12 protein-coding genes are annotated in these 18,910 nt (G+C 69.8%); 11 read left to right on the forward strand and 1 reads right to left on the reverse strand.

Annotated elements, in window-relative coordinates; translation table 11 throughout:
* The first annotated feature begins 84 nt into the window (after positions 1–84).
* The 7 genes from VGJ96_02290 to VGJ96_02320 all read left to right on the forward strand — a co-directional run bounded on the left by VGJ96_02290 (position 85) and on the right by VGJ96_02320 (position 11,033).
* Positions 85–2,838, forward strand: coding sequence for a valine--tRNA ligase (locus VGJ96_02290; protein HEY3285930.1), 2,754 nt, complete (start codon positions 85–87; stop codon positions 2,836–2,838).
* A complete protein-coding gene (locus VGJ96_02295) occupies positions 2,835–4,202 on the forward strand; it encodes an Ig-like domain-containing protein (GenBank protein ID HEY3285931.1) in 1,368 nt (455 codons plus the stop codon). The genes VGJ96_02290 and VGJ96_02295 overlap by 4 nt, the downstream gene beginning before the upstream one ends.
* Entirely contained in the window at positions 4,199–5,557 is a 1,359-nt protein-coding gene (gene selA, locus VGJ96_02300; protein ID HEY3285932.1) for an L-seryl-tRNA(Sec) selenium transferase, read from the forward strand. The genes VGJ96_02295 and selA overlap by 4 nt, the downstream gene beginning before the upstream one ends.
* Positions 5,554–6,189 (forward strand): HAD family hydrolase, encoded by a 636-nt coding sequence (locus VGJ96_02305; protein HEY3285933.1) that lies wholly within the window; start codon positions 5,554–5,556, stop codon positions 6,187–6,189. The genes selA and VGJ96_02305 overlap by 4 nt, the downstream gene beginning before the upstream one ends.
* Position 6,190: 1 nt before the next feature.
* A complete protein-coding gene (gene purN, locus VGJ96_02310; protein ID HEY3285934.1) occupies positions 6,191–6,862 on the forward strand; it encodes a phosphoribosylglycinamide formyltransferase in 672 nt (223 codons plus the stop codon).
* A gap of 95 nt (positions 6,863–6,957) precedes the next feature.
* Entirely contained in the window at positions 6,958–8,490 is a 1,533-nt protein-coding gene (gene purH / locus VGJ96_02315; GenBank protein HEY3285935.1) for a bifunctional phosphoribosylaminoimidazolecarboxamide formyltransferase/IMP cyclohydrolase, read from the forward strand.
* Between the two features lie 275 nt (positions 8,491–8,765).
* Complete coding sequence (locus VGJ96_02320) at positions 8,766–11,033, forward strand: DUF2723 domain-containing protein (protein ID HEY3285936.1); 2,268 nt, start codon at positions 8,766–8,768, stop codon at positions 11,031–11,033.
* Here the strand turns inward: VGJ96_02320 and VGJ96_02325 are convergent.
* A complete protein-coding gene (locus VGJ96_02325) occupies positions 11,023–11,370 on the reverse strand; it encodes an Hpt domain-containing protein (protein HEY3285937.1) in 348 nt (115 codons plus the stop codon). The genes VGJ96_02320 and VGJ96_02325 overlap by 11 nt on opposite strands.
* 127 nt (positions 11,371–11,497) lie before the next feature.
* On the opposite strand from VGJ96_02325, the gene VGJ96_02330 reads away from it, so the two are divergent.
* The 4 genes from VGJ96_02330 to glgA are packed head-to-tail and all read left to right on the forward strand — an operon-like array spanning position 11,498 to position 18,907.
* Positions 11,498–13,960, forward strand: coding sequence for a glycogen/starch/alpha-glucan phosphorylase (locus VGJ96_02330; GenBank protein ID HEY3285938.1), 2,463 nt, complete (start codon positions 11,498–11,500; stop codon positions 13,958–13,960).
* On the forward strand, positions 13,938–16,151 hold the full coding sequence (gene glgB, locus VGJ96_02335; GenBank protein HEY3285939.1) for a 1,4-alpha-glucan branching protein GlgB: 2,214 nt from the start codon (positions 13,938–13,940) through the stop codon (positions 16,149–16,151). The genes VGJ96_02330 and glgB overlap by 23 nt, the downstream gene beginning before the upstream one ends.
* Positions 16,152–16,187: 36 nt before the next feature.
* The gene (gene glgC / locus VGJ96_02340; GenBank protein ID HEY3285940.1) at positions 16,188–17,453 is read left to right on the forward strand and encodes a glucose-1-phosphate adenylyltransferase; all 1,266 of its coding nucleotides are present in this window, start codon (positions 16,188–16,190) and stop codon (positions 17,451–17,453) included.
* Positions 17,450–18,907, forward strand: coding sequence for a glycogen synthase GlgA (gene glgA, locus VGJ96_02345; GenBank protein HEY3285941.1), 1,458 nt, complete (start codon positions 17,450–17,452; stop codon positions 18,905–18,907). Before glgC ends, glgA begins: the two co-directional genes overlap by 4 nt.
* The last annotated feature ends 3 nt before the right edge of the window (positions 18,908–18,910 follow it).

Below are 18,910 nucleotides of genomic sequence, written 5' to 3' on the forward strand. Positions count from 1 at the left end.
AGGGCATCGGTCACTGCGCCGACGCCGTCGCTTCGGCGCGCCGCCTACCGTTAGACACGCGGGCGCCCGTATCTTTGGAGTCACATGACCATCCCGTCCTCTTCCGACATTCCCGCGCAATACGACGCGGGCGGCACCGAACGCACCCTGTACGAGGCGTGGGAATCGGCCGGCCTCTTTCACGCGCATGCCGAGCAGACCACCCGCGCCGGCGGCCCGCGCGACCCGTTCACGATCGTCATTCCGCCGCCCAACGTCACGGCCGTCCTGCACGTCGGCCACGGCCTGAACAACGCCGTGCAGGACGTCATCGTCCGGTGGCGGCGCATGGCGGGCGACGAGGCGCTGTGGCTCCCGGGCACCGACCACGCCGGCATCGCCACGCAGAACGTCGTGGAGAAGCTCATCGCGCAGGAGGGCAAGACGCGCTTCGACCTCGGGCGCGAGGCGTTCGTCGGACGGACGGCCGACTTCGTGCGCGAGACGGGCGGCGTCATCCTGCAGCAGCTGCGCGCCATCGGCGCCTCGGCCGACTGGCGGCGCACGGCATACACGCTGTCGCCGGAACTGTCGCGCGCCGTGCGCGAGGCGTTCGTGCGGCTGTACGAGAAGGGGCTCATCTACCGCGGCTACCGCGTAATCCACTGGTGCCCGCGCTGCCTCACGTCGCTCTCCGACGAGGAGGCCGAGTTCAAGGAGACGCACGGCAAGCTGTACCACGTGCGCTATCCGCTGGCCGACGATCCGTCGCGCTTCATCACCGTCGCCACCACGCGCCCCGAGACGATGCTCGGCGACGTGGCGGTGGCCGTGCACCCCGACGACGCGCGGTACAAAGACCTCGTCGGCACCGAGCTTTTGCTCCCGATCGCGAACGTGCGCATTCCCATCGTGGCCGATGCGTTTGTGGACAAGGAGTTCGGCACGGGAATGGTGAAGATCACGCCGGCGCACGACCCCAACGATTTCGAGGCGGGCAAGCGGCTCGGCCTGGCGATGCCCGTGGTGATCACCCCCGACGGGCACCTGGGCGAGGTGCACGACGCCGAAGGGCGTGTGCCGGCGGCGCTGCGCGGTGTGGAGCGGTTCGACGCGCGCAAGAAGGTCGTGAAGATGCTCGAGGCGCAGGGCTATTTGGAGAAGATCGACCAGCACCACCACTCGGTGCGCCACTGCTACCGGTGCCACACCGTCGTGGAGCCGCGCCTCAGCGACCAGTGGTTCGTGAAGATGGCGCCGCTCGCCAAGCCGGCGCTCGAGGCCGTGCGCGATGGCACCGTGCGCATCGTCCCCGAGCGGTGGGAAGCGGTGTACGTGAACTGGATGGAGGGGATCCGAGACTGGAACATCTCCCGCCAGCTCTGGTGGGGACATCGCATTCCCGTCTGGCGGTGCGCCTGCGGCCACGAGGCGGCGCTGCGCGAGAATCCCACGGGCGCGTGCCCCAAGTGCGGCGGCGCGTGGACGCAGGACGAGGATGTGCTCGACACCTGGTTCTCGTCGTGGCTCTGGCCCATCAGCACGCTCGGCTGGCCCGACAAGGCGAATGGCGCCGACCTCAAGGCCTTCTACCCCACCGATGTGCTCGTCACCGCGCCGGAGATCCTGTTCTTCTGGGTGGCGCGCATGATCATGGCCGGGTACGAGTTCACCGGTCAGGCGCCGTTCCACACGGTCTACCTGCACGGCACGGTGCGCGACATGCAGCACCGCAAGATGTCCAAGTCGCTGGGCAACGGCATCGACCCGCTGGAGGTCGTGGAGAAGTTCGGCGCCGACGCGCTGCGCTGGACGATGATCGCGGGCATGGGGCTTGGCGTGGACGTGCTGCTCGATCCCGACGACCTCGAGAAGTCGTTCGCCCCGGGGCGCAACTTCGCGACGAAGCTGTGGAACATCGGCCGCTTCCTGCTGATGCAGGTGGGGCACGACGCGGTGCGCCCGTTCGACGCGCTCGACCGCCGCAAGTTCCGCAGCGCCGATCACTGGATCGTGAACCGGCTTGCCGACGCGGTGGCCGAGTGCAACGCCGCGCTGGGGCCGGTGCGCCCGCCCGGTGGCAAGTGGCCGGAGAACCAGCGGCAGGCCGGGCTGCGGCTCGATGCGTACGCCGAGGCGGCGCGTCGCTTCCTCTGGAACGACCTTGCCGACTGGTATGTAGAATCGAGCAAGCACCGGCTGGCCGAGAGTGGCGAGGACCGCGAGATCGCGCGGGCCCTCCTGGTGCACTGCTTCGACCAGGGCCTGCGCCTCCTGCATCCCATCATGCCATTCATCACCGAGACACTCTGGCAGCGGCTCCCCGCGCACGTGGCGGGCACCTGGCTCGTGCAGGCGGCGTGGCCCACCGCGCCCTCGCGCAGCGAGCTGGCGCACGAGTTCGAGGTGGTGAAGGACGTCATCACCGCGGTGCGGCAGATCCGCAACGACTACGTGCTGCCGCCCACGCAGCCGCTCACCGCGCACCTGGCCGGCAACGCCCCGGCCGCGGCGATGGCGATGGCCGAGTCGGCCTTCGTGCAGCGCATGTGCCGCGCCGAACTCGTCACGCAGGCGGCCGGATCCGGCGCCGCCGCGCACGCCCTGCTTGGCGCCGGGCTCGAGGTCGTGATTCCGCTGGAAGGGATCGTCGACGTGGCGAAGGAGCGGGGCAAGCTCGAGGGCGAATTGGCGCAGCTCGACAAGCAGCTCACCGGCCTGCGCGGCCGGCTGGCGAACGCCGGCTTCACCAGCAAGGCGCCGGTCAATATCGTCGAGGCCGAGCGCGCCAAGGAGACCGAGTGGGCGGCGCGGGCCGACCAGCTGCGCGCCAAGATCAAGGCGATGGGCGGAGCGTGAGCGCTCGTACGCGCCTGATGTCGGCGGCAGTCGCCGCGGCCTGCGCCGTGGGATGCGCCTCTCCGGGCATGCCGCCCGGCGGGCCGGTCGATCGCGCGGCCCCGGTGATCACGAAGGTGTCGCCCGACTCCGGCGCGCTGAACGTGAAGGCCAAGAGCGTGACGGTGCGCTTCAACGAGGTGATCAGCGAACACCCCAAGGGTGCCGCGGATCTCGGCGCGGTCGTCATCCTCTCGCCGTCGGACGGCGCGGCGCGCGTCGACTGGCACCGCGACGCCATCACGGTGCGACCACGCAATAGCTTCCGCCCGAACACCGCGTACTCGTTGACGCTGATGCCCGGGCTCAGCGACCTGAGCGGCAACGCCACGCCGCGGGCGCGCACGTATGTGTTCAGCACCGGCACGACGATTCCGCGCGGCGTGGTGCGCGGCGCGGTCTTCGACTGGGTCACGCTGAAGCCGGCGGGCGGCGCGCTCATCGACGCGCGGGTCGGCAACGACACGACGTTTCGCTGGATCGCGCGCACCGACACCACCGGGCGCTACACGATTCCCAACCTTCCCGCCGGCACGTACACCATCCGCGCGATCATCGACGCCAACGCCAACGGCCGGCTGGAGCCGCGCGAGCTGTGGGATTCGTCGACGGTCGAGGTGGTCGATTCGCTCCGCCGCGACCTGTACGCGTTCACCCACGACACGCTGCGCGCGCGCGTGGTGGGCGCCGATGTGCGCGACTCGCTGACGCTGCGCCTGGGCTTCGACCGCCCGCTCGCGCTCACCCCCGCGCTCACCGTCCTGCAGGTGGAGATCAAGGCCGCCGATTCGAGCCGCGTGGAGATCCGCTTGGTGATGCGCGCGTCGGCATACGACTCGCTCTCCCGCGCCCGGGACGCGGCGGCCAAGGACAGCGCGCTGCGCGCCGATACCAGCGCCGCCGGGCGCAAGGCGCGCGAGCGCGCCGATTCGCTGCGGGTGATCGCGGAGCGCGACTCCGTGGAGCGCTCGCGCGTCGAGGCGCGCCGCGCGGCGCGGGACACGGTGCCCAAGATCGTGCTCCCCGTCGCGCAGCGTCAGGCGATCACCGCCGATTACGTGGCGATCCTCGGCACCCCGCTGGCCCCCGGCAACTATCGCGTGGTCGTGCGCGACGCCGTGAGCGCGTCGGGCAAGGTCGGCACGAGCGAGCGCACGTTCATCCGGGCGAAGCCAACGGAGAAGAAGCCAGAGGCGGGAAAACCGGCGGACGCCGAGAAGAAGCCGCCGGCGGACGCCCCGGGCACGTCCAAGCCACCATCAGCCGCGCCCGCTTCGACGACGAAGCCGCCGGTCGTCCCGCCCAACCAGCCACCCGTGCGATGACCGACCCGCGGCGCGCGCTGCCGGCCGTACACGTGCTCCTCGAGCAGGACGGGGTTCGTGCGCTCGCCGAACGTGTGCCGCGGACGGTGGTGGCCGAGGCGGTGCGCGCCGTGCTCGAGGCGGCGCGCGCCGTGCCCGCGAGCGCGCCGGCGAGTGACGCCGAGTGGACCGCGGCGATTGCCGCGCACCTCGAGGCGACCGAGCGGCCGACGCTTCAGCCCGTGCTCAACGCCACGGGCGTGGTGCTGCACACCAATCTCGGCCGCGCGCCGCTGGCCGCCGCGGCCATCGCGGCAATCGGCGAGGTGGCCCGTGGCTTCTCGTCGCTCGAGTACGACCTCGCCGCGGGAACGCGCGGCTCGCGGCACGTGCACTGCGGGGCGCTGCTGCAAGAACTGACCGGCGCGGAGGACGCGCTGGTGGTCAACAACTGCGCGGCGGCGCTGGTGCTCGCGCTCAATACCGTCGCCAACGGCCGCGAGGCGATCGTGTCGCGCGGCGAACTGGTGGAGATCGGCGGCTCGTTCCGCGTCCCCGATATCATGGCGCGCAGCGGGGCGCGCCTGGTGGAGGTGGGTACGACCAACCGGACGCACGCCGACGATTACCGCCGCGCCTGCACGCCGCAGACCGGCGCGCTGGTTTCGGTGCATCGCAGCAACTTCACGCTCGACGGCTTCGTCGCCGCCGTCTCGCCGCGTGCGCTGTCCGACGTGGCCGCCGCGGCCGGCGTCCCCCTGCTCTACGACTTTGGCAGCGGGCTGATGCTGGACCTCGCGCCGTGGGGGCTGGCCGGCGAACCGACGGCGCGCGACGCCGTGGCGTCGGGCGCGTCGCTCGTCGTGATGAGCGGCGACAAGCTGCTGGGCGGACCGCAGGCCGGCATCATCCTGGGCCAGGCCAAGTTCGTGGACGCGCTGCGCCGCAATCCGCTGGCGCGCGCGCTGCGCGTGGACAAGCTCACGCTGGCGGCGCTGCACGCGACGCTGCGCCTGTACCGCGAACCGGCGCGCGCCGTGCGCGAGATCCCGGCGCTGGCGATGCTCACCGCGACGGTCGAGTCGTTGCGCGCGCGGGCCGAGGCGTTGGTCGCGCCGCTCGCCGGCTGCGGCATTCGCGCGCGCATCGTAACCTGCGAGGCCACGGTGGGGGGCGGCGCGTTCCCCACGGCGCGCATTCCCTCGTGCGCGGTGGTGCTGGACGGCGATGCGGCCGCGCTCGAGCGCGCGCTGCGCGGCGGCGCGCGGCCGGTGATCGGCCGCATTGCCGACGGCGCGCTCTGGCTCGACCTGCGCGGCATCGCGCCCGACGACGACGCGCGCCTGGCGGACGCGCTGCGCGGAGCGACCTCGTGAAGCGCGGCGAACCCAACGACTCGGCCGGCCGGACCGAGACGCCCGCCCAGCGGCGCACCAGTCGCACGCTGCGACGTCGCGCCGTGTTCCTGGACCGCGACGGCACGCTCATCGTCGACAAGCATTACCTGAAGGACCCCGCGCAGGTGGAACTGATTGCCGACGTCGCCAACGCGGTGCGCGTGTTCAACTACGCCCTCGTGCCGGTGATCGTCGTCTCCAACCAGTCGGGAATCGCCCGCGGGCTGCTCACCGAGCAGGACTATCGGGCGCAGCGCGCGCGCATCGACGACCTGCTCGAGGAACGGAGCGCGTACGTGGACGACCACTATCACTGCCCGCATCATCCGGACATCAGCGGGCCGTGTGAATGCCGCAAGCCGGGCATCGGGATGTTCGAGCAGGCCATCGTCGAGCATCAGCTCGACGCGGGGGCGTCGTTCTATATCGGCGACAAGCTGCGCGACCTGCTCCCCGCGCTGCGGTACGGTGGCCGCGGCATGCTCGTGCCGTCAGCCGCAACGCCACGCGAAGACATCGTGGCGGCGCAGGAGGCCGGGTTCGACGTCGTGCCGTCGCTCACCGACGCCGCCGCGCTCGCGCTCGGTCGTCCCCACACGCTGGAGCCTTGAGATGAAGCGCCTCGCGGTCCTCGCGTCGGGTGGCGGCAGCAACCTGCAGGCGATGCTCGATCATCTCGCCGCGCTCGGCGGCGACGCGCCGGCGCAGGTGACGCTGGTCGCCAGCGACCGGGCCGAGGCCTTTGCGCTCGAGCGCGCGCGGACGCGTGGCATCGCCGCCGTGCACCTGCCGCGCCGCGCCCCCGAGGGCGCGCTGGAGACGCTGCTGGCCGACCACGGCACGGACCTGGTGGTGCTCGCCGGCTACCTGCGGCTCATACCATCCGCCGTCGTCCGCCGCTGGAATGGACGGATCCTGAACATCCATCCCGCGCTCCTGCCGGCCTTTGGCGGGCACGGGATGTACGGTCATCGCGTGCACGACGCGGTGCTCGCCGCGGGCGTGCGCCTCTCCGGCGCCACGGTGCATTTCGTCGACGAGCACTTCGACCGCGGCGCGATCATCGCGCAGTGGCCCGTCCCCGTGCGCCCCGACGACACGCCCGACACCCTCGCGCGCCGCGTGCTCGCGGTGGAGCATCGGTTGTACCCCTGGTGCGTGGACGCCGTGGCGCGCGGAACAATCCGACTCGGCGATGATGGCCGCGTCCAGGGTTCGCTGCCTTACGACTTCCCCCGCTTCGGCGTCGAGGGCCCGCCCCACCCCTTTGTACCGCAGGAGTAGCGGTAATCGTGAATCGCCATCGCCAATCGTAATCGTCAATCGCAATCCTGAATCCAGTTCCGAATTCCCAATCCTCAATCGTAGTGATAGAGCCAATGCCTCTCGCTCTCCTGAGTGTCTCCGATAAGTCCGGCATCCTCGACTTCGCCCGTGGGCTCGTCGATCGCGGCTTCGGCCTCGTCTCCACCGGCGGTACCGCCAAGGCGCTGCGCGACGCCGGCCTGGCCGTGCGCGACATCTCCGAGGTCACCGGCTTCCCGGAGATGCTCGACGGCCGCGTGAAGACGCTGCACCCCGTGGTGCACGGCGGGCTGCTGGCCCGCCGCGACCTCCCCGAGCACATGGCGGTGATCGCCGAACACGGCATCGCCCCCATCGACGTGGTGGTGGTGAACCTGTATCCGTTCCGCGAGACGGCGGCCAAGCCGAACGTCGCGCCCGAGGACGTGATCGAGCAGATCGACATCGGCGGCCCGTCAATGCTGCGTTCAGCGGCCAAGAACTTCGCGGCGGTGACGGTCGTGGTGGACCCGGACGATTACGGTCGGGTGCTCGCGGCGTTCGAAGCGGGCGGTGACCTGGTGTCGCTGCGCCGCGAACTCGCCGGCAAGGTGTACGCGCACACGGCGGCGTACGACAGCGCCATCGCCGCCTGGTTCGCGCAGCAGGAGGGCGTTCGCTTCCCGGCGCGCATGACCATGGCCTTCGAGCGCGCGCAGACGCTGCGCTACGGCGAGAATCCGCACCAGCAGGCGGCGTTCTACGTGGACGCGCCCGGGGCCGGACTCGCGGCGCTCGTGCAGAAGGGCGGCAAGGAACTCAGCTTCAACAATTTCCTCGACCTCGAGGGGGCGCTGCTCGCGGTGGACCCGTTTGCCGGCGAGACGGCGTGCGCCATCGTGAAGCACACCACGCCCTGCGGGCTCGCCACCGGCGCGACTGCGCTCGAGGCGTACCAGAAGGCGCTGGCCTGCGACCCGGTGTCGGCCTTCGGCTCCATCATCGCCTTCACCGTGCCAGTGGACGCGGCGACGGCGCAGGCCATCTCGTCACTCTTCGTCGAGTGCATCGTGGCGCCGGCCTTCGCGCCCGAAGCCGTCGAGATCCTCGGCGCCAAGAAGAACCTGCGCGTCCTCGAGGGGCGGGCCGCCGAACGGCCGCACGCCCTCGACGTGAAGCGCGTGCGCGGCGGCGTGCTGGTGCAGGAGAAGGCGCCGACGATCCTCGACAACCGCACGTGGAAGGTGGTGACGAAGCGCGCGCCGACCGACGTGGAGCAGCGCGACCTGCTCTTCGCCTGGCGCGCCGTGGCCAGCGTGAAGTCGAACGCCATCGTCCTCGCCCGCGACGGCGCGACGATCGGCATTGGCGCGGGACAGATGTCGCGCGTGGATGCCGCCTTCCTCGCGGCGCACAAGGCGAAGGGCGCCGGGCACTCCACCGCCGGCTCGGCCCTCGGCTCCGACGCCTTCTTCCCCTTCCGCGACAGCATCGATCAGGTCGCCTCCGCCGGCGTCACCGCCATCGTGCAGCCCGGCGGCTCGGTGCGCGACGCCGAAGTGATCGCGGCGGCGGATGAGCATGGGATTACGATGGTGTTTACGGGGCAGCGGTTGTTTAGGCACTAGACTGGTATCGCAGGGTAGCAGGGGGGTGCAAGGGCAAGGGCACAGTGTGGTGCAAGGGCACGGGCACAGTGTGGTGCAAGGGCACGGGCACGGTGTGGTGCAGAGGCACGGGCACCCGATCGTGTCCTGAACCCCACCGTGCCTTTGCACTACACCGTGCCCGTGCCCTTGCACCCCACCGTGCCCGTTCCCCTGCACCGAGAAACGCTCCCTGCACCCTGCACTGCCCCGTATATTGATGGGTTACCCGAAATCTTCCCTCCGCTCCGACCCCGATGGCGACGCCTGCCGCTGCTGAACTCGACAACCGCCCGTCCTACCTGGCCGCTGGCATCGCCGGGGTGCTGGTCTTCCTGCTCTATCTCATCACCCTCTCCCCCGAGACGGCGATGTGGGACACCAGCGAGTACATCGCGGCCGCGTACACCCTCGGCATTCCGCATCCGCCGGGAAATCCGTTCTTCGTCCTCATCGGGCGCGTCTTCTCGATCCTCCCCGTCGCGCCCACCGTCGCGATGCGCATCAACCTGCTGGCGGCCATCTCGAGCTCCACGGCCGCGGCGATGTGGTTCCTGATCACCGAACGCGTGCTGGTGGGCTGGTTCGAGGCGCGCTGGCAGCGCATCGTGGGCGGTGCCATCGCGGTGCTCATCGGCGCCACCGCCTTCACGGTCTGGTCGCAGTCGGTGGTGAACGAGAAGGTCTACACCATCTCGCTGGCCGGCATGGCCATCACCGCCTGGCTCACCGTGCGGTGGTGCGACGATCCCGACGGCCCGGGTGCCGATCGACTCCTCGTCCTCATCGCGTACATCTGCGGCCTCGGCTACGCCAACCATATGGCCGGGATGCTCGCCGCCCCGGCGGTGGGGCTGTCGGTCCTCATCCGCCGGCCGCGCACCATCCTCCGCTGGCGCCTCCTGCTTGCCTGCGCCGGCGCGCTCGTGCTGGGCGGCACGCCGTTCCTTACGCAGCCCATTCGCGCCGCGCACTTCCCGGCCGTGAACGAGGGCGAGCCGACGGCGTGCCGCGATGGACTGAAGATGTCGTGCACCTTCTCGAAGGGGACGTACGACGCCTTCATGTACAACTTCAACCGCGGCCAGTACGGCAAGCCGTCCCTCTCCGAGCGCCAGGCGCCCTTCGGCGCGCAGATCGGCATGTGGTGGACGTACTTCCGCTGGCAGTGGCTGCGCGACTTCGACGGCGTGCGCCCGGGCCTGCAGGGTTCGCTGGCCGCGGTCTTCCTCGTCCTCGGCATCCTCGGCGGATGGGTGCACTACCGCCGCGACCCGCGAAGTTTCGCGTTCTTCGGACCGTTGATGTTCACGGTCACGCTGCTCCTCATCTACTACATGAACTTCAAGTACGGCTATTCGCAGGCAGTCGAACTTGGCGATTCGGTGCAGCGTGAGGTGCGCGACCGCGACTACTTCTACCTGTGGAGCTTCTCGGCCTGGTCGGTCTGGGCCGCGCTCGGACTGACCTTCGTCTGGGAATCGTTCGCCGCGCTCGTGGGCACCGACAAGGTGCAACTGGGAAGCGAGACTATTGAACTCCCGACCAGGCGCGGCTGGGCGCTCACGTCGCCGGTGCTGCTGCTCGCCATCGTGCCGCTCTTCGGCAACTGGGAGGCCTCGTCGCGCCGTGGCGAGACCGACACCGGCGATTTCGCCATCGACCTGCTGAACAGCGTCGAGCCGTACGGCATCCTGGTCACCGTCGGCGACAACGACACCTTCCCGCTCTGGTACGCGCAGGAAGTGCTGGGCGTGCGCAAGGACGTGGTGGTCGCCAACACCTCGTTGCTCAACACCGACTGGTACACGCGGCAGATGCTGCGACGCCCGGTCTATGACTACGACACGCTCAAGGGACCGATCGCGTATCGCGGCAAGACGTGGAACAAGCCGTCGGGTCCGCCGATGGAGATGACCCTCGACCAGGCCGACTCGGTGCCGCTCGGGCAGGAACTCACGACGCCGCAGGTGTTCGTGGCCGGCAAGATCAAGGCGGTCATCCAGCCGCGCTTCCTCGCCCGCGCCGACATCTTCGTCCTCAAGATGATCCAGGACGGCAAGCGCGCGGTCTTCTTCAGCCGGACATCCGGCGGCTATCCGTTCGAGCTCGGCCTCGGCGATTACGTGCTGACGCAGGGGCTCTCGCGCAAGCTGCTCACCGATTCCATTGCGGGCGGCCCCGGGCTGGTGAAGCTCCAGGGCGAGGGCTGGGTGGACGTCGAACGGATGAAGGCGCTGGCCAAGGAGTTCCGCGCGCCCGACGCGATTACGCGCAAGAACAAGTGGGTGGACCGGGCGTCGGTGGGCATTCCCTACCTCTACGTCTCCACCAACTACGTGCTGTCCGAGGCGTTGAGCCAGACGGGCGACCGCGCGGGCTCGGAGAAGGCGCTCGGCGATGCGATGAAGGTGGCGCGGGCCACCGGGCTCGGTGACCTCTTCGAAGGAGCCGGCCCCCCGCCGCCGCCGCCGGTACAGTCGGGCGACTCGGCGCGGAAGACGGCCATTCCGATCAAGCCGTAGCGTCGCGCAGCGTTACCGTGGCCGCCGTGTACGTCTCGTGCACGGCGGCCACGAGCGTCTTGGCGGACGCAATGTCCCCCTGCTTGGCAGCCTGCTCCACCGCCAGGCAGGCATCGGCGAGGGCCGCGAGCCCGAGCTGACGGGAACTTCCCTTGAGCGTGTGCGCCGCCTCGGCGGCCGTCTGCGCGTCGCCGGTGTCGAGCGCGCCCTGCAGCGCCGACACGCGGCCGGCCGAATGCTCGACGAAGACGCTGGCCATCTGCCGCACCAGGGCGTCGCCGCCGAGGGCGCGCAGGCCATCGAGGGCCGCGCGAACGGAGTCTGGGATCTCGGACACGGAATTCTCCGGAAGTGGGGGGCAGGCGGAGGTGCCCTAATCTATGCTGGCGCAAGTCCTCCGGCGCGATGCCGCGTGCGCTAACTTTCATTGTCCCCAGAACGCGACAATGCGAGCTACCAAGGAAATGAATTTCCCCCCCACCACGGGGCCGGCCGCCGATGAGGCGATCTCGACCTTCCGGGCGCGGGTGATCGACAAGCTGACGTACTTCGTGGGCAAGGACCCGGGCCATGCGCTCGAGCATGACTGGTTCGTGGCCACCGCCCTCGCCGTGCGCGACTACGTGACGCGTCATTGGATGGATGCGACGCGCCGGACGTACCGCGATGGCAACAAGCGCGTCTACTACTTCTCGCTCGAGTTCCTCATCGGCCGCCAGCTCTCCGAGGCGCTCGGCAATCTCGGCCTTACCGAGACTGCCCGGCAGGCGCTCGCCGACCTGGGCGTGGACCTCGACCGCCTGCGCAAGCGCGAGGCCGATCCCGGACTCGGGAACGGCGGCCTGGGCCGCCTCGCCGCCTGCTACATGGAGTCGATGGCGACGCTACGGATCCCGGCCTACGGGTATGGCATCCGCTACGATCACGGCATCTTCCGCCAGGCCCTCACCGACGGCTGGCAGGTGGAACTCCCCGAGGAGTGGCTCTCCTCCGGCAATCCGTGGGAGTTCGAGCGCCCCGAGGTGACGTACACCATCGGGTTCGGCGGCACGGTCGAGACCATCGATCAGCCCGACGGCACCACGCGCTCCATCTGGCAGCCGGCGGACAGCGTGAAGGCCGTGGCCTACGACACGCCGATCACCGGCTGGCGCGGCGCGCACGTCAACACGCTGCGGCTCTGGTCGGCCCGCGCCGCCGATCCGATCTCCCTCGAGGACTTCAATCGCGGCGACCACGTGGGCGCGCTCGCCGAGCGCGTGCGCCTGGAGGCGGTGTCGCGGGTGCTCTACCCCGCCGATCACACCGCCGCCGGGCAGGAACTGCGGTTGCGGCAGGAGATCTTCTTCGCGTCGGCGTCGCTGCAGGACATCGTGCGGCGGCACCAGCAGCAGCACGGCGACTTGCTCTCGCTCCCCGATCACGTCGCCATCCAGCTGAACGACACGCACCCGGTGATCGCGATTCCCGAGCTGATGCGGCTCCTCGTCGACGAGCACGGGCTCACGTGGGACCTCGCCTGGGACATCACGCGGACGGTCTTCAACTACACCAACCACACGCTGCTCCCCGAGGCGCTGGAAAAGTGGTCGGTGCCGCTGATGGAAGGACTCCTGCCGCGGCACCTGCAGATCATCTTCCTCATCAACGGGCTGCACCTCGACGAGTTGCGCACGCGCGGCTGCACCGACGCCAACGTGCTCGCGTCGGTCAGCCTGATCGAGGAGAATGGCGGCCGCAACGTGCGGATGGGCAACCTCGCCTTCCTCGGCTCGCAGCACGTGAACGGCGTCTCCGCGCTGCACACGGAGCTGATGCGGAAGACGGTCTTCAAGGACTTCGAGACGCTCTATCCGGGGCGGATCGTCAACAAGACGAACGGCATCACCTTCCGGCGCTGGCTGTACCAGGCCAACCCGGCGCTCACCGACCTCATCATTCGCGCGGTGGGCCCCACGATCCTCGACGACGAGAGCCGCCTGCACGAACTGTCGGCGTACGCCGAGGACAGCGCATTCCGCGAGCGATTCGCTGCCATCCGGCGCGCCAACAAGGTGGCGCTGGGACGGCTCGTCGCCGACCGGCTGAAGATTCCGCTCAACCCGGACGCCATCTTCGACGTCCACATCAAGCGGATCCACGAGTACAAGCGGCAGCTGCTCAACCTGCTCGAGACGATCGCGCTCTTCAACGAGATGCGCGCGCACCCGACGGCGCAGTGGGTGCCGCGCGTGAAGATCTTCGCCGGCAAGGCGGCGCCCGGCTATCAGCAGGCCAAGCTGATCATCAAGCTCGCCACCGACGTGGCGCGCATCGTGAATCGCGACCCGGTGGTGCGCGATCGCCTGAAGGTCGTCTTCCTCCCCAACTACAACGTCAGCCTCGCCGAATCGATCATCCCGGCGGCCGACGTTTCGGAGCAGATCTCGACGGCAGGAATGGAGGCGTCGGGCACCGGCAACATGAAACTCGCTCTCAACGGGGCGCTGACCATCGGCACGCTCGACGGCGCGAACATCGAGATCCGCGAGCACGTGGGCGAGGAGAACATCTTCATCTTCGGCCTGCTCGCGGAGGAGGTGGCAGCGCGGCGGCGCGCCGGCCTCGACGCCACCGAGATCATCGCCGCCTCGCCGGCGCTGACGCAGGTGCTCGGCGACCTCGAGGCCGGCCTCTTCTCTCCCGACGACCCGGCGCGCTACCGCGGCCTCGTCGACTCGCTGCGTCACCACGACTTCTTCATGGTCTGCGCCGACTTCGACGCGTACCGCGCGACGCAGGGCGCCATCGCGGCGCTCTATCGCGACCCGGCGGCGTGGTGGCGGAAGGCGGTGCTGAACACGGCGCACATGGGCTGGTTCTCGGCGGACCGAGCCATCCTCGAGTACGCCCACCAGATCTGGGATGCCGGCCCGGAAAAGACCTGAGCGTCCCGCCGATTCGGCGCTGACCCGCGACGTCGTCGAGGCGCTCGTCGCGGGGCGTCACGCCGATCCCTTTGCCGTGCTGGGCATCCACGACGACGCCAACGGTGTGCAGGTGCGCACGTTCATTCCCGGCGCCGAGCGCGTGGAGGTGGTGGCGCGCAACGGGCGCACGATCGGGACGCTCGTGCGGCGGCACCCCGCCGGGCTCTTCTCGGGGCCGATCGCGCGGCGCATGCGCTACGTGCTGCGCGCGCATCGCGGCGGCGACGAGTGGATCGTCGACGATGCGTTCGCGTATGGGCCGGTGCTCGGACCGATGGACGACTGGCTGATGGGCGAGGGGACGCACGCCAACCTGTACGACCGGCTTGGCGCGCACCCGATGGTGCACGAGGGGACGCGCGGCGTGCACTTTGCCGTCTGGGCCCCCAACGCCCGTCGCGTGGCGGTGGTGGGCGACTTCAACCAGTGGGACGGCCGGCGCCACGTGATGCGCCTGCGGTTCGGCACCGGCGTCTGGGAGATCTTCATCCCCGTCATCGGCGAAGGGACGCTCTACAAGTACGAAGTGATCGGCGCGGCGGGCGACCTGCTCCCGCTCAAGTCCGATCCGGTGGGGTTTGGCGCCGAGTTGCGTCCGTCCACCGCCTCGGTGGTGCGCGACACGACGTCGTTCGCGTGGAATGACCAGGCGTGGATGGCGGCGCGCAACACGGGCGAAGCGCGGCGCCGGCCGATGTCGGTGTACGAAGTGCACCTCGGCTCGTGGCGGCGCGGCTATCACGGCGAGTGGCTCAGCTACGACGATCTCGCCAGGACGCTCGTGCCCTACGCGGCGGAGATGGGCTTCACGCACCTCGAGCTGCTCCCCGTCTCGGAGCATCCGCTCGACGCGTCGTGGGGCTACCAGCCCATCGGGCTCTTCGCCCCGACCTCACGCTTTGGCGATCCGGCGGGCTTCGCGCGCTTCGTGGACGCCTGCCACGCCGCCAACATCGGTGTCATCGTCGACTGGGTGCCCGCGCACTTCCCGGTCGATCCGCACGGTCTGGCGCGCTTCGACGGCACGGCGCTGTACGAGCACGAGGATCCGCGCCTCGGGTTCCACCCCGACTGGAACACCGCGATCTTCAACTTCGGCCGGCGCGAGGTGGTGAACTACCTCATCGCCAACGCCCTCTTCTGGCTCGACCGCTTCCACGTGGACGGCCTGCGCGTCGACGCCGTGGCGTCGATGCTCTACCTCGACTACTCGCGCAAGGACGGCGAGTGGATCCCCAACAAGCACGGGGGACGCGAGAACCTCGAGGCGGTGGACTTCCTGCGCCGGCTCAACGAGACGGTTTATGCGCGGCATCCAGGCGCGATGACGATCGCCGAGGAAAGCACGGCGTGGCCCGGCGTGTCGCGTCCCGTCTTTGCGGGCGGGCTGGGCTTCGGTTTCAAGTGGAACATGGGGTGGATGCACGACACCCTGAAGTACATGGGTGAGGATCCGGTGCACCGCCGCTGGCACCACAACCTGATGACCTTCGGCCTGCTCTACGCCTTCACCGAGAACTTCGTCCTTCCCCTCTCGCACGACGAGGTGGTGCACGGCAAGCGCTCGCTCCTCGACCGGATGCCGGGCGATCCGTGGCAGCGCTTCGCCACGCTGCGCGCCTACTACGCCTTCATGTGGGCGTATCCGGGCAAGAAGCTGCTCTTCATGGGGCAGGAGTTCGCGCAGGGGCGCGAGTGGAACCACGACGTGTCGCTCGAGTGGGACCTGTTGCAGCACGCCCCGCATCAGGCGGTGCAAGCGCTCGTGCGCGACTGCAACCGGCTCTATCGCGCCGAGCGAGCGCTGCACGAGCGCGACAACGAGGACGGCGGTTTCCGGTGGATCGCGGTGGATGACGCGGCGCACTCGGTCTTCGCCTGGGCGCGCTTTGGCGGCGACGGGGCGCGCCCCGTGGTGGCGGCGGCCAACTTCACGCCCGTGCCGCGCACCCACTATCGCCTGGGCCTCCCGCACGGCGGCCACTGGCGCGAAGTTCTCAACAGCGATGCGTCGGTGTTCGGCGGCTCGAACGTCGGCAACGCGGGCGGCGTGGACGCCGAGCCCGTGCCGGCGCACGGCTTCTCGCACTCCGCCGTCGTCACGCTGCCGCCCCTGGGTACCATCTGGCTGGCCCACGACGGCGCCTAGTTCGTCGCCGCACACTCGCACTCCGGGACCCCACCCATGGCCGACGTCTCCTACTCCACCCCGATCTCGCGCTCCACGATGGCGTACGTGCTGGCCGGCGGTCGCGGCGCCCGGCTGATGGAACTGACCGACCGGCGCGCCAAGCCCGCGGTCTACTTCGGGGGGAAGTCGCGCATCATCGACTTCACGCTGTCGAACGCGCTCAACAGCGGCATTCGCCGCATCGCCGTGGCCACGCAGTACAAGGCGCACAGCCTCATCCGCCACATGCAGCGCGGCTGGAACTTCCTGCGCCCCGAGCGCAACGAGAGCTTCGACATCCTCCCGGCGAGCCAGCGCGTCTCGGAGACGCAGTGGTACAGCGGCACTGCCGACGCCGTCTTCCAGAACATCGACATCATCGACGGGTATGCCCCCGAGTACATCATGATCCTCGCGGGCGATCACGTGTACAAGATGGACTACGAGCGGATGCTCGTGCAGCACGTGAATTCGGGCGCCGACGTGACGGTCGCGTGCGTCGAGACGCCCATCCAGTTCGCCAGCGGGCTCGGGGTGATGCACGTGGACGGCAATGACCGCATCGTCGATTTCTTCGAGAAGCCGGCCAATCCGCCCGAGATGCCCGGCAAGCCGGGCTGGGCGCTCGCGAGCATGGGCATCTACGTCTTCAAGCGCACCTTCCTCAACGAGCAGCTGCGGCGCGATGCCGCCGACCCCACGTCGTCGCGCGACTTCGGGCGCGACATCATCCCCTACCTGGTGAAGCACGGCAAGGCGGTGGCCCACAGCTTCACGGCGTCATGCGTGCGCGGCAAGGCCGAGACCGACGTCTACTGGCGCGACGTGGGAACCATCGACGCCTATTTCGACGCCAACATCGACCTCACCGATGTCGTGCCGCACCTCGACCTCTTCGACCGCGAGTGGCCCATCTGGTCGTACGCCGAGATCTCGCCGCCCGCCAAGTTCGTCTTCGACGAGCACGACCGGCGCGGCGAGGCCATTTCGTCGCTCGTCTCCGGCGGCTGCATCGTGTCGGGCGCCTCGGTGCGCAACTCGCTGCTCTCCACCAGCTCGCGCGTGCACTCGTACGCGCGGGTGGAGAGTGCCGTGGTGCTGCCCGAGGTCCGCATCGGGCGCCACGCGCGGCTGCGCAATGTGGTCATCGACCACGGCGTGCACATTCCCGACGGCCTGGTCGTGGGCGAGGACCCGGTGGCCGACGCCGCGAACTTCCGCCGCACCGAGCGCGGCAGATGCCTCATCACCCAGCCGATGATCGACCGGCTCGCCACGTGAGCACGCTGCGCGTCCTCTCCGTCGCGTCGGAAGCCTTCCCGCTGGTCAAGACGGGCGGGCTGGGCGACGTCGTGGGCGCCCTGCCGCTTGCGCTCGCGCGCGAGGGGATTGCCACCACCACGCTCCTGCCGGGCTACCAATCGGTGATCGACGCGCTGCAGGACGCGACGATCGTGCGGTCGTACGACTTCCTGCACGGCGCGCCGGCGCACGTGCTGTCGGGGCGTGCCGCGGGACTCGACTTGTTCGTCCTCGACGCGCCGCACCTCTTTGCGCGCCTCGGCAATCCGTACATCGCGCCTGACGGCACCGACTGGCCCGACAACGCCCAGCGCTTCGCCGCGCTCGGCGCCGTGGCGACCGACCTGGCGCGCGGCGCGGTGGCGGGCTTCACCCCGGACATCGTGCACGCGCACGACTGGCAGGCAGCGCTGGCCATCGCGTTGCTGCATTACAGCGACGAGCGGCGCCCGGGTACGGTGATGAGCGTCCACAACCTCGCCTTCCAGGGAAAGTTCCCCAAGGAATTGCTCGCCGAGATCGGCTTGCCCCCGCACGCGTTTCACGCGGACGGTGTGGAGTACTACGGAGACATTGGCTACCTCAAGGCCGGGCTCGCCTTCGCCGATCGCATCACGACGGTTTCTCCCACCTACGCCGCCGAGATTCGCTCCGCCGAGCACGGGATGGGGCTCGACGGATTGCTGCGCCATCGCGTGAAGGTGCTGACCGGAATCCTGAACGGGATCGACACCGAGGTGTGGAATCCCGCCACCGATTCGCATCTCGCGGTGCCGTACGACTCGCGCCGACTCGGGCGCCGCACCGCCAATCGCACGGCACTGCAGGCGCGGGTGGGGCTCGCGCCCGACCCCGACGCGCTGCTCATCGGCGTGGTCAGCCGCCTCACGTGGCAAAAGGGACTGGACCTGCTCCCGGCGTTGCTCCCCGCGCTGCTCGCGCAGGGCGGCCAGTTGGCGCTGCTCGGTTCGGGCGACTTTGCCCTCGAGGACGCGCTCACGCGCGCGGCCGCCGAGCATCCCGAGCGCATCGCGGTGACCATCGGCTACGACGAGTCGCTGGCGCACCAGATCCAGGGGGGCGTGGATGCGCTGCTCGTTCCGTCGCGCTTCGAACCGTGCGGCCTCACCCAGCTCTGCGCGCTGCGCTACGGTGCGATCCCGATAGTCGCGCGCTCCGGCGGGCTTGCCGACACGGTGATCGACGCCAACGCGATGGCGCTCGCCGCGGAAACCGGCACGGGCGTGGTGTGCACGCCGGGGTCCATCGACGCGCTCGGCTTTGCGCTCGAGCGTGTGGTCGCGCTCAAGCGCGACACGCGCACCTGGCAGCAGATACAGCGCCGCGGGATGAAGACCGACGTCTCGTGGACGCTACCGGCCCAGCAGTACGCGGCGCTCTTCCGCGGGCTCGTTGCGGAACGCGCGGGCTGACCG

Source organism: Gemmatimonadaceae bacterium (assembly GCA_036504815.1).
Lineage (GTDB): Bacteria > Gemmatimonadota > Gemmatimonadetes > Gemmatimonadales > Gemmatimonadaceae > PNKL01.